General features: G+C 53.3%; 9 protein-coding genes. 6 read left to right on the top strand and 3 right to left on the bottom strand.

Annotation, left to right across the window (positions count from 1 at the left end):
- Positions 1-33: 33 nt before the first annotated feature.
- From fhuA to hrpB, 3 genes are all read right to left on the bottom strand, one after another.
- Positions 34-2277: a ferrichrome porin FhuA gene (gene fhuA / locus ACUU1I_RS03275; RefSeq protein WP_000124426.1), complete on the bottom strand. Its 2244-nt coding sequence runs from the start codon at positions 2275-2277 to the stop codon at positions 34-36.
- A 219-nt stretch (positions 2278-2496) separates the two neighbouring features.
- Entirely contained in the window at positions 2497-5031 is a 2535-nt protein-coding gene (mrcB, locus tag ACUU1I_RS03270; protein ID WP_000918143.1) for a bifunctional glycosyl transferase/transpeptidase, read from the bottom strand.
- A 201-nt stretch (positions 5032-5232) separates the two neighbouring features.
- Positions 5233-7662, bottom strand: a complete 2430-nt coding sequence (hrpB, locus tag ACUU1I_RS03265) for an ATP-dependent helicase HrpB (RefSeq protein ID WP_005114862.1) — start codon at positions 7660-7662, stop codon at positions 5233-5235.
- A gap of 73 nt (positions 7663-7735) precedes the next feature.
- Here hrpB and thpR point away from each other — a divergent pair, with 73 nt between their 5' ends.
- The 6 genes from thpR (at position 7736) to folK (ending at position 12514) form a co-directional block, all read left to right on the top strand.
- Positions 7736-8266 (top strand): RNA 2',3'-cyclic phosphodiesterase, encoded by a 531-nt coding sequence (thpR, locus tag ACUU1I_RS03260; protein ID WP_001294709.1) that lies wholly within the window; start codon positions 7736-7738, stop codon positions 8264-8266.
- 14 nt (positions 8267-8280) lie between these two features.
- Positions 8281-8985 (top strand): DNA/RNA nuclease SfsA, encoded by a 705-nt coding sequence (sfsA, locus tag ACUU1I_RS03255; RefSeq protein WP_000396044.1) that lies wholly within the window; start codon positions 8281-8283, stop codon positions 8983-8985.
- 177 nt (positions 8986-9162) lie between these two features.
- A complete protein-coding gene (gene dksA, locus ACUU1I_RS03250; RefSeq protein WP_001155227.1) occupies positions 9163-9618 on the top strand; it encodes an RNA polymerase-binding protein DksA in 456 nt (151 codons plus the stop codon).
- Positions 9619-9684: 66 nt separating this feature from the next.
- Positions 9685-10581 carry a tRNA glutamyl-Q(34) synthetase GluQRS gene (gene gluQRS, locus ACUU1I_RS03245; protein WP_005066037.1) on the top strand — a complete coding sequence of 299 codons (897 nt, stop codon included), beginning with the start codon at positions 9685-9687 and terminating at the stop codon, positions 10579-10581.
- Positions 10582-10640: 59 nt separating this feature from the next.
- Complete coding sequence (gene pcnB, locus ACUU1I_RS03240; protein ID WP_203401281.1) at positions 10641-12038, top strand: polynucleotide adenylyltransferase PcnB; 1398 nt, start codon at positions 10641-10643, stop codon at positions 12036-12038.
- Positions 12035-12514 carry a 2-amino-4-hydroxy-6-hydroxymethyldihydropteridine diphosphokinase gene (folK, locus tag ACUU1I_RS03235; protein WP_000215147.1) on the top strand — a complete coding sequence of 160 codons (480 nt, stop codon included), beginning with the start codon at positions 12035-12037 and terminating at the stop codon, positions 12512-12514. Before pcnB ends, folK begins: the two co-directional genes overlap by 4 nt.
- Positions 12515-12645: the final 131 nt, after the last annotated feature.

Here is a 12645-nt window from a genome sequence, read left to right as displayed (position 1 = left end):
ATGGGCACGGAAATCCGTGCCCCAAAAGAGAAATTAGAAACGAAAGGTTGCGGTTGCAACGACCTGACGTTCTGCGCCCCAGAAGCAGCCATAAGTGTTAAAGCAGCTGGCGACGTATTCACGATCGAACAGGTTGTTAACATGCAGCGCCACGTTGGAGCCCGCCATGCCGACTCGCGCCAGATCATAACGCACTAACGCATCCACGACCGTATAACTTCCCACTTTAAAGGAGTTAGCCGGATCACCATAGCTGGAGCCAGTATAACGACCACCGGTGCCCAGCGTCAAACCTGAAAGCGGACCGTCAAAGAAGGTATAGTCAGCCCACAGCGAAGCCATGTGTTTTGGCACCTGTGCAGGCGTATTGCCTTTATAGGTAGTATCGGTGGTGTATTCCGCATCGGTGTAAGTATAAGAACCGACTACGTTAACACTCGCCGACAGCGCCGCTTTCGCTTCGATTTCTACGCCACGTGCGCGGATCTCGCCACCTTCAACCGAGAAGAAGGAACCCTCAGGGTCCGCCATCAGGTTGTTGGTTTTAGTGAGATTATACACGGCACCAGTAACTACAATCGGACGATCTTCCGGTACATATTTCACGCCGACTTCATACTGCTTACCTTTAGACGGTGCGAAAATATTACCATCCTTCCCAACTTGCGAAGAAGGTTCAAACGATTCGCTATAGCTGAAGTAAGGTGTTACACCATTATCAAACAGGTAGTTAACACCACCACGCCAGGTAAACTGTTTGTCATCACGTTTATCGGTCGTCCCAGCAACGCGGTTAAGAGATTCTTGATCTGCCCAGTCATAACGACCGCCTAGGGTGACCAGCACTTTATCCCACTGCGCCTGATCCTGAACATAAACGCCCGTTTGTTTCTGTTTATTCAGAATGCGGTAAGGGCCGGAGTTTGCCGGATCTTTGGCATTGAAGTCGAAATCGGGATTCACCGGATTGTACAGATTGAGCAGTGGCACAGAGTCGTCGTAACCAAACCAGGCGTTGATGTCATTACGCATACGCATAAAGTCGACACCGGTCAGCAGGGTGTGGTCGATATCGCCAGTGGCAAACTTGCTCTGCAACTGGGTATCAACGGAGAAGTTTTGCAGCTTCTCATCATCAACGACGTATTTACGTGCCAGATAATGGCCTTTATCCGCTGGCGCTAATGCCGCACACTGTTTGCTGTAAGCATTCGCCGGATCGGAGCAGACGCCGTAACCATAAACGCTGTTTTGCGAGGTTTTGTTTTCACCAAAGCGCAGGTTCTGACGCACAGTAAAGGTGTCGTTAAATTCGTGATCGAAGCTGTAGCCGACCATCTTCTCATTACGAGAATAGGTGTTGTTCTTCGCCCCTTCATTAAAGTCTGTCGGCAGACGCTTACCGTTCGGCAGCGGCTCAACGGTTCCCTCTTTCGGCAACCAGCCGTAATAACCGGTTTCCGGCTCGTTCTGGAAGTAAGAAAGGAAGGTGAAATTGGTTTTATCATCCGGACGCCAGGTGAACGCCGGTGCAATAGCATAACGCTGCTCTTCTGACCCTTTCTGCTGGGCATTGGCAGAACGCGCAAGACCGGTCAGGCGATAAGAGTAAACACCGTCATCATCCAACGCATCGCTAAAGTCAAAACCAGTCTGGAACAGGCTGTCAGTACCGGCTTTAAACTGAACTTCTTTCAGCGGTTCGGTGGTCGGACGCTTGCTGACCATATTCAACAGACCGCCAGGACTGCTTTTACCGTAAAGCACGGAAACCGGGCCACGCATAATTTCAGCGCGTTCCAGCATATACGGGTCAATGACCGCATCGTTATAGAAGTTGCCCTGCAACTTCAGGCCATTCAGATAGTTATTTTGGCTTTGGCCTTCTGCCGCAAAACCGCGAATGATCAGGTGGTCATAGGTGTTGGATGCGCCACGCGTACCAACAGAGACACCCGGCGTGTAGCTAAGCGCTTCTTTTACCGACTTCGGCTGATGCAGCGCCATCTCTTCGGCGGTCACAACAGAAATAGACTGTGGCACTTTTTGAATCGGCGTATCGGTTTTAGTGCCGGTAGCTGACTGCCGCGCCGCAATAGTTGCAGCAGGCCCCCATGCGCTTTCTTGCGGCGCAGGTGCAGCGGTAACGGTGATAGTGTCTTCTTTCGGTTCAACCGCTGCCTGTGCATAAACAGACATGCCGCTAACCGCTGTGGCTACTACAACTGCGATTTTACGCAGTGAGTGTTTTGGCTGAGCAGTTTTGGAACGCGCCATTGGTATATCTCTGATGTAAAGTGAATGATAACGTAAACGAGAATGATTATTATAAAGATAAGATAATATTCGAAACGCTGGCGGGTTCGCAAGCGGTACGCAATCTGAGCGTTCCTGAAGGGTTAATAAACAACCAGATGAAAAGAAAGGGTTAATATCTTAGATGGGATGTTATTTTACCGGATGGCAACTCGCCATCCGGTATTTCACGCTTAGATGTTAATTACTACCAAACATATCCTTGATCCAACCGGCTACACCGTCGCTGTCTTTCTGCTCTTGCTGAGCAGGTTGCTGTTGCGGCTGTTGCTGCGGCTGAGAAGACTGATCAAACGGATTGCCTGACGGCTGCTGCTGCATCTCGCTCTGCTGGCACAGCGATTGCGGATCGCTGGTCCAGACCGGCAAGACACGCATGCCACCGCTGCAAACAAAGTTGCCGTCGTAGTCCACGCCCATATCTGCAATATCTTCTGGCGGAACAAGATTCAGCGGCGTTGGCGTCTGGTTAGCCAGATAACGCTGATAAATCGACATTGCCCCGCTGGCTCCATACAGTTTGGTCGGCTGGTTGTTATCACGGCCTACCCAGGTGATGGTCACCGTGCTGCCGTCAATGCCTGCAAACCAGGTATCTACGTTATTGTTGGTAGTCCCTGTTTTCCCTGCCAGATGCAGGTTCGGGTATTTCGCCCCAAGCTGACGACCCGTACCACGTTGTACCACCTGCTGCATGGTCCATAGTGTCAGATACGCCGCCTGCGCCGGAACAGCGCGTTCTGCCTGCGGGAAGCTCTGATACAGCACCTTACCATCTTCCGCGATTACCGAACGCAGTGCAGAAAGCGGTGCACGGTTACCACCGCTGGCGATGGTCTGGAATGCCTGCGCCACTTCGATTGGCGTTAAGTTCAACGCCCCCAGCAGCATTGCCGGAACCGGATGCAACTGATCTTTCGGTACGCCCAGTTTGATCCAGGTCTCCGTAACCGCAGGCAGCCCCAGCGCCATCCCCAGATTTACCGTCGGCACGTTCATCGAACGTGTCAACGCATCCACCAGCATCACTCTGCCGCTTTCGCTATAACGACGGTCATCGTTCTGCGGTGACCAGACCTGGCCATTCGGCTGACGCAGCGCGATTGGCGCATCGGCAATCCACGTGTTCAGGCGATAGATTTTCGGCTGGCTTAAAGCCGTCAGATAAGTCGCTGGTTTTGCAAGGGAACCAATCGAACGACGCGCCTGCATCGCACGGTTGTAGCCCGCAAACTGCGGCTCAGAACCTCCGACCATCGCACGAACTTCACCACTAAAGCGGTCGACGACCACAATCGCAGTTTCAAGATCGCTCAACTTACGCTGTTTCTTCAGTGCCGGAATGCCTTCCACGGCGGCTTTTTCTGCCGCGTCCTGGGCCACCGAGTCAAAGGTAGTGAAGATCTTCACGCCGGAGAGATCTTTTACCTTATCGCCCAGTTTTGCCTGCAACTCCTGACGCACCAACTGCATAAAGGCTGGCTGAGGAGAGATCACCCCACCACGCGGCTGAACCCCCAGCGGACGGGCACTCAACATGTCATAGAGTTCTTGATCAATAATCTGTTGCTGTTGCAGCAGACGCAGCACCAGATTACGTCGCTCCAGCGCCAGTTTCGGGTTACGCCACGGGTTGTAGATGGACGCCCCTTTCACCATACCGACTAACAGCGCCTGCTGGTCGAGGCTTAGCTCTTCTACCGGGCGACCAAAGTAATACAAGCTTGCCAGCGGGAAGCCGCGGATTTCGTTGTCGCCGCTCTGACCGAGATACACCTCGTTCATATACAGCTCAAGAATACGGTCTTTGCTGTAACGCGCGTCCATGATCAGCGCCATGTAAGCTTCGTTCGCTTTACGCCAGTAAGAACGCTCGCTGGAGAGGAACAGGTTTTTCACCAGCTGTTGCGTCAGCGTACTCGCACCCTGCACCGTGCGACCTGCGGTCAGGTTTGCCAGCACCGCACGCCCAATGGAGTAGAGACTGATTCCATCATGCTCGTAAAAATGACGGTCTTCTGTCGCCAGCAAAGTATCCACCAGCAAATCAGGGAAACCACTGCGCGGCACAAACAAACGCTGCTCACCGTTTGGCGAGGAGATCATGGTGATCAGACGCGGATCAAGACGGAAGAAACCGAACTGACGGTTGTTCTCCATATTGACGATGGCCGCCAGATGATCACCATCAAAGGTCAGACGCGCACGCACCTGCCCTTCTTTACTGTCCGGGAAATCAAACGGACGGCGGATCATCTCAATGCTGTTGGCCTGCACGGTAAATTCGCCAGGACGGGTCATTTTCGACACCTGACGATACTGTGTTGCCTCCAGCAGCTTCACCATTTCGTTCTTGCTGATGGTCATATCTGGTTCAAGGTTGACCATTCGGCCATAAACTGCCGCGGGCAGTTGCCAGACCTTGCCATCAATACGGCTACGAATTTTTTGATCGAGATAAACGCCGTAAATGGCGATCAGCACGGCAAAAACGATAGCCAGTTTTAGCAGTAGCCATAGCCAGCCGCGTTTGCCACGAGGCTTACGCCCTTTGCCTTTGCCCTTACCTTTGCGCGGCATCGGTTCTTCATCCTCATAGTCATCATAATCGTCGTAATCATCGTCATCTTCGTAACGACGACGGCTTACCTTTTGTTTGACCGGACGCGTCGGTTTCCCTTTGCGTCCAATTGGCTCGCGGTCATTCCCGGCCATGCTTTTTCTCCGCAATATTCAGGCGCAAAAGCCCGATTTTCTGTTCTTCTGTTACAAGACAGAAGAAGATATCTCTCAAAATTTGTGCTCGATCGGTCCCCTCTCCCTTGAGGGAGAGGGTTAGGGTTAGGGTGAGGGTGAACGTGCGCGCTGATGCCCTCACCCCGGCCCTCTCCCACAGGGAGAGGGAGAAAACCAACCTTACGAATACTTTTTCGTCCGTCGCGTCGGTGCCGTGTTTGCCGGGTCGTTCGGCCAGACGTGTTTGGGATAACGCCCTTTCATCTCCTTTTGCACCTCACGATACGCCCCTTTCCAGAAGGCCCCCAAATCACGCGTGATTTGCAGCGGCCTTTGGGCAGGGGAAAGCAACTTCAGCACCAGCGGCACGCGCCCCTGGGCGATCGTCGGATTAGTGGCCTCACCAAACATCTCCTGCATTCTCACCGCCAGCGCGGGCGGGTTATCTTCATGATAACGAATGGCGATCCGGCTTCCCGTCGGCACAGTGTAATGCGCAGGCAATTCACTATCCAGACGTTGCTGCATTCCCCAATCAAGTAATCCGCGTAGTGCCTGATAAATGTCGAGTGATTTCAGGCCGCGTAGTGAATGTACGCCGGTCATATGTGGCAGCAGCCACGTTTCCAGCGTCGCCAACAAACTTTCATCATCAACCGCTGGCCAGTCATATTCCGGCAACCACTTTGCGGCGCATAACAAACGCAAGCGTAGCTGTTCCGCTTCCGCCGTCCAGTTGAGCACGCTTAAACCTTTATCACGGATGCCATTAAGCATCGCCTGATGCAACTCGTCTTCTGACGGTTTCGCCAGCGGCTGCACTTTCACCGTCAACTGACCGATTTGTAGCCGACGCCAGGCTTTCAGCGTACCTTGCGCGTCATCCCATTCCACGGTGTCAGATTGCTGCACCAGCTGCGGACAGCGTTGTACTAATTCATCAATATCGACCGGTAGCGCCAGTAAAATCCGCGCATCCGGCGAGGCGCTGCCCTGCAATAATAACGGTGCGATCAACCATTCGTGGCGGCTTAGCGCGTCGTCGGCATCGAGCATCGCTCCCATGCCGTTTGCCAGTTGATAGCGTCCATCTTGCCCACGGCGATGAGCAATGCGATCGGCAAACGCCCCGGCAAGTAGCGGCGCGATAAGCGAACTGTCTGCCTCACCGCCGCGTACGTTTAAGCGTTTTAACAGTTGCTGACTACGTTGCTGCCAGGCTGGTTGATTGCGCGAAAACGCCACGCCCAGGTCACTATTGCCCATCCGTGGCGGCTCTTCGAGAATGGCGGCAATTTTTGCCGCGGTAGCAGCTTCGTCATCGCTCTTTGCGTTAACCAGCATTGCCGCTAAACGCGGATCGTTACCCAGCGCTGCCATTTTTTGCCCTTGCGCACTAAGCCGTTCACCCTCCAGCGCCCCCAGCATTTGTAACAGGCGTTTCGCGGCCAGTAGATTCACCGTTGGCGGTTGATCCAGCCAGCTCATCTGCGCCGGATCGCTGCATCCCCATTGCAGTAATTCCATCAGCAAACCGGAAAGATCGCTTTGTAAGATCTCCGGCTCACTTTGCGCCGCGGCGCGTTCTGCTTGTTCTTTGGCGATTAAATGCAGGCTGATACCCGGCTCCAGACGCCCGGCGCGCCCGGCACGCTGCGTCATGGATGCCTGACTAACGCGTTGAGTAATCAACCGCGTAAGCCCCGTGCGCGGATCAAAGCGCGCCACACGCTCCTGGGCACAATCCACCACCAGACGAATACCTTCGATGGTTAAACTGGTTTCAGCAATATTGGTCGCCAGCACCACTTTGCGCATCCCTTGCGGTGCCGGGAGGATCGCTTTTCGCTGATCGTTCAGTGACAACGCGCCATACAGCGGGCAGAGCACCACATCACTGCCGATGCGCGAAGCCAGTTGTTCCTGCACGCGCTGAATTTCTCCGACGCCAGGTAAAAATAACAGTAATGATCCACTTTCCTGACGCACCATTTCGGCGGTGGCTACCGCAACGGCTTCGTCAAAACGCTGATGCGCGGGCAGCGGTAAATAACGGCGTTCAACCGGAAACGAGCGCCCTTCTGAGATGACGACGGGCGCTTCCGGCAGCATTTGCTGCAAGCGGTCATTGTCCAGCGTAGCCGACATAATCAGCAGTTTAAGGTCATCACGCAGACCTTGTTGCACATCGAGTAACAGCGCCAACGCCAAATCCGCCTGCAAACTGCGCTCATGAAACTCATCAAGGATCACCAATCCAACACCGCTCAGTTCCGGGTCACGCTGGATCATCCGCGTCAGCACGCCTTCGGTAACCACTTCCAGGCGGGTATTCGGCCCGACGCAGTTTTGCGCACGCATCCGGTAGCCAACGGTATCGCCTGGCTTTTCGTTAAGCAGCTCCGCCAGCCGTTGCGCGACGTTACGCGCCGCCAGACGACGCGGCTCCAGCAGGATAATTTTCCCGTTAATGCCGGGATGCGCCAGCAGTTGCAGCGGCAGCCAGGTTGATTTCCCGGCCCCGGTCGGCGCACTTAATAATACCTGCGGCGCACAATCGAGAGCGGTAAGTAATTCAGGTAAGACGGCAGCAACGGGCAACGACGACACAAAACGCTCCAGAGGGTTAACATTCTTCGCGCCACATTGTAGCATCGCGGTAATTCATAACCGAGTGCCTCACATGTCTGAACCGCAACGTCTGTTCTTTGCTATCGACTTACCTGCAGAAACCCGCGAACAGATTATCCATTGGCGCGCCACACACTTCCCACCTGAGGCGGGACGTCCGGTCGCCGCCGATAATTTGCATCTGACTCTGGCATTTTTAGGCGAAGTGAGCGCAGAGAAAGAGAAGGCGCTTTCTCTTTTAGCCGGACGGATTCGTCAACCAGGTTTCACACTCACGCTTGATGACGCCGGACAATGGCTGCGTTCGCGTGTGGTGTGGTTAGGGATGCGTCAGCCTCCACGCGGCTTAATCCAGCTGGCGAATATGCTCCGTTCACAGGCTGCCCGCAGCGGTTGTTTTCAAAGCAATCGTCCGTTTCATCCACATATTACCTTATTGCGCGACGCCAGCGAGGCGGTGACATTCCCGCCGCCGGGTTTTAACTGGTCTTATGCGGTGACGGAGTTCACCCTTTACGCCTCCTCGTTTGCCCGTGGACGCACACGCTACACGCCGCTAAAACGCTGGGCGCTAACGCAATAACAAGGATTGTCGCAATGGAATTTTCTCCCCCTCTACAGCGCGCGACGCTAATTCAGCGTTACAAACGTTTTTTAGCCGATGTGATCACACCCGATGGTCGCGAATTAACGCTACACTGCCCGAATACGGGTGCGATGACCGGTTGTGCAACGCCTGGCGATACCGTCTGGTATTCGACTTCAGACAACACCAAACGGAAATACCCACACACCTGGGAATTAACTCAAAGCCAGAGCGGCGCATTTATTTGCGTCAATACGCTTTGGGCTAACAGGTTGACGAAAGAGGCTATCCTTAATGAATCAATTTCAGAACTGTCAGGCTATAGCTCGCTGAAAAGCGAAGTAAAATACGGCTCCGAACGCAGCCGTATTGACTTTATGTTGCAGGCGGATTCGCGTCCAGACTGCTATATTGAAGTGAAATCGGTTACGTTAGCGGAGAACGAACAGGGATATTTTCCCGATGCGGTCACTGAACGAGGTCAGAAACACCTTCGGGAGTTGATGAGCGTAGCGGCTGAAGGCCAGCGTGCGGTTATCTTTTTCGCCGTGCTGCATTCAGCCATTACACGGTTTTCACCCGCGCGCCACATCGATGAGAAATACGCGCAACTATTGTCAGAAGCTCAACAGAGGGGGGTAGAAATTCTGGCTTACAAAGCGGAAATTTCTGCTGAAGGCATGGCTCTTAAAAAATCACTGCCGGTTACATTGTAGTAAAGTAAGTAACTGGTTAATTTACATTCTGGTCGCGTGCGCGAATACGCTTTTCCTCACACAGTTGTCAAGTGTTACGTTTAGATAATTGCTATCCGGAAAAGCATCTGCTATTTATAGCGGCCTCATTTTTCCCCCGAACATGGGGATCGATAGTGCGTGTTAAGGAGAAGCAACATGCAAGAAGGGCAAAACCGTAAAACATCGTCCCTGAGTATTCTCGCCATCGCTGGGGTGGAACCATATCAGGAGAAGCCGGGCGAAGAGTATATGAATGAAGCCCAGCTGGCGCACTTCCGTCGTATTCTGGAAGCATGGCGTAATCAACTCAGGGATGAAGTCGATCGCACCGTTACACATATGCAGGATGAAGCAGCCAACTTCCCGGACCCGGTAGACCGTGCAGCCCAGGAAGAAGAGTTCAGCCTCGAACTGCGTAACCGCGATCGCGAGCGTAAGCTGATCAAAAAGATCGAGAAGACGCTGAAAAAAGTGGAAGACGAAGATTTCGGCTACTGCGAATCCTGCGGTGTTGAAATTGGTATTCGCCGTCTGGAAGCGCGCCCGACAGCCGATCTGTGCATCGACTGCAAAACGCTGGCTGAAATTCGCGAAAAACAGATGGCTGGCTAATTACAGCCGTTCCATCATGTTTACCACAGGCGGGAAATGCTCCCGCCTTATTTTTTGTTCAAAGAGATGACAGACACACAGTATATTGGCCGCTTCGCCCCCTCTCCTTCCGGCGAGCTTCATTTTGGCTCTCTGATCGCCGCGCTCGGCAGCTATTTGCAGGGTCGCGCCCGGCAAGGTCGCTGGCTGGTACGCATAGAAGATATCGACCCGCCTCGTGAAGTTCCCGGTGCCGCAGAAACTATCCTGCGCCAGCTGGAACATTACGGTCTGCACTGGGACGGCGATGTTCTCTGGCAATCGCAACGTCACGACGCCTATCGTGAAGCACTCGCCTGGTTACATGAACAAGGACTAAGTTATTACTGCACCTGTACGCGTGCGCGTATTCAAAGCATTGGCGGTATTTACGACGGTCATTGCCGGGTGTTGCATCATGGACCAGACAACGCCGCAGTGCGTATCCGCCAGCAGCATCCGGTCACGCAATTTACTGACCTGCTGCGAGGCATTATTCACGCCGACGAAAAACTGGCACGGGAAGATTTTATCATTCATCGCCGTGATGGGTTGTTCGCCTACAACCTGGCTGTTGTGGTTGATGATCATTTCCAGGGCGTTACAGAAATAGTGCGTGGGGCTGATCTGATTGAACCAACAGTAAGGCAAATCTCGCTGTACCAGCTTTTTGGCTGGAAAGTGCCAGATTACATTCATCTGCCGCTGGCGCTTAATCCACAAGGCGCTAAACTTTCCAAGCAGAATCATGCGCCTGCGTTGCCGAAAGGCGATCCACGCCCGGTACTAATCGCGGCACTTCAATTTCTGGGGCAGCAGGCAGAAGCACACTGGCAGGATTTCAGCGTCGAGCAAATCCTTCAGTCAGCCGTCAAAAACTGGATGCTGACCGCCGTGCCCGAGTCGGCAATTGTAAATTCAACATTCTCAAATGCGTCATGCTGAGCTATGATTAGCCGCTATTTTTTTGTCCTGAATGATGTTTGACACTACCGAGGTGTACTATTTTTACCCGAGTCGCTAATTTTTGCCGCAAGGTGCTAAGCCGCGAGGAAAGCGAGGCTGAACAGGCAGTCGCCCGTCCACAGGTGACGGTGATCCCGCGTGAGCAGCATGCTATTTCCCGCAAAGATATCAGTGAAAATGCCCTGAAGGTAATGTACAGGCTCAACAAAGCGGGATACGAAGCCTGGCTGGTTGGCGGCGGCGTGCGCGACCTGTTACTTGGCAAAAAGCCGAAAGATTTTGACGTAACCACTAACGCCACGCCTGAGCAGGTGCGCAAACTGTTCCGTAACTGCCGCCTGGTGGGTCGCCGTTTCCGTCTGGCTCATGTAATGTTTGGCCCGGAGATTATCGAAGTTGCGACCTTCCGTGGACACCACGAAGGTAACGTCAGCGACCGCACGACCTCCCAACGCGGGCAAAACGGCATGTTGCTGCGCGACAACATTTTCGGCTCCATCGAAGAAGACGCCCAGCGCCGCGATTTCACTATCAACAGCCTGTATTACAGCGTAGCGGATTTTACCGTCCGTGATTACGTTGGCGGTATGAAGGATCTGAAGGACGGCGTTATCCGTCTGATTGGTAACCCGGAAACGCGCTACCGTGAAGATCCGGTACGTATGCTGCGCGCGGTACGTTTTGCCGCCAAATTGGGTATGCGCATCAGCCCGGAAACCGCAGAACCGATCCCTCGCCTCGCTACCCTGCTGAACGATATCCCACCGGCACGCCTGTTTGAAGAATCGCTTAAACTGCTACAAGCGGGCTACGGTTACGAAACCTATAAGCTGTTGTGTGAATATCATCTGTTCCAGCCGCTGTTCCCGACCATTACCCGCTACTTCACGGAAAATGGCGACAGCCCGATGGAGCGGATCATTGAACAGGTGCTGAAGAATACCGATACGCGTATCCATAACGATATGCGCGTGAACCCGGCGTTCTTGTTTGCCGCCATGTTCTGGTACCCACTGCTGGAGACGGCACAGAAGATCGCCCAGGAAAGCGGCCTGACCTATCACGACGCTTTCGCGCTGGCGATGAACGACGTGCTGGACGAAGCCTGCCGTTCACTGGCAATCCCGAAACGTCTGACGACGTTAACCCGCGATATCTGGCAGTTGCAGTTGCGTATGTCCCGTCGTCAGGGTAAACGCGCATGGAAACTGCTGGAGCATCCTAAGTTCCGTGCGGCTTATGACCTGTTGGCCTTGCGAGCTGAAGTTGAACGTAATGCTGAACTGCAGCGTCTGGTGAAATGGTGGGGTGAGTTCCAGGTTTCCGCACCACCAGATCAAAAAGGGATGCTTAACGAGCTGGATGAAGAACCGTCACCGCGTCGTCGTACTCGTCGTCCACGCAAACGCGCACCGCGTCGTGAGGGTACCACATGACAGTGGCGTATATTGCCATAGGCAGCAATCTGGCCTCTCCGCTGGAGCAGGTCAATGCTGCCCTGAAAGCATTAGGCGATATCCCTGAAAGCCGCATTCTTGCCGTTTCTTCGTTTTACCGCACCCCACCGCTGGGGCCGCAAGATCAACCCGATTACCTCAACGCCGCCGTGGCGCTTGAAACTTCGCCCGCCCCGGAAGAGTTACTCAACCATACACAGCGCATAGAACTGCAACAGGGTCGTGTTCGTAAAGCTGAACGCTGGGGACCACGCACGCTGGATCTCGATATCATGCTGTTTGGTAATGAAGTGATAAATACCGAACGCCTGACCGTTCCGCACTACGATATGAAGAATCGTGGATTTATGCTGTGGCCGCTGTTTGAGATTGCACCGGAGCTGGCGTTTCCTGATGGGGAGACGTTGCGTGAAGTCTTACATACAAGAGCATTTGACAAATTAAGCAAATGGTAATTTATTTATATTACGAATATAAATATTTTCTGAAAATCATACATCCTCTCTTTCCTTAATAAAAATTTTAGTTTAAACATTTTTGCAGAAACATAATATAAATTCCCGCAGATAAATATCAATCCCATCGC

This window comes from Shigella sp. SIG3 (genome assembly GCF_053555855.1).
The sequence above is the reverse complement of the archived record's forward strand: the minus strand, read 5'-3'. Positions and strand labels throughout refer to the sequence as shown.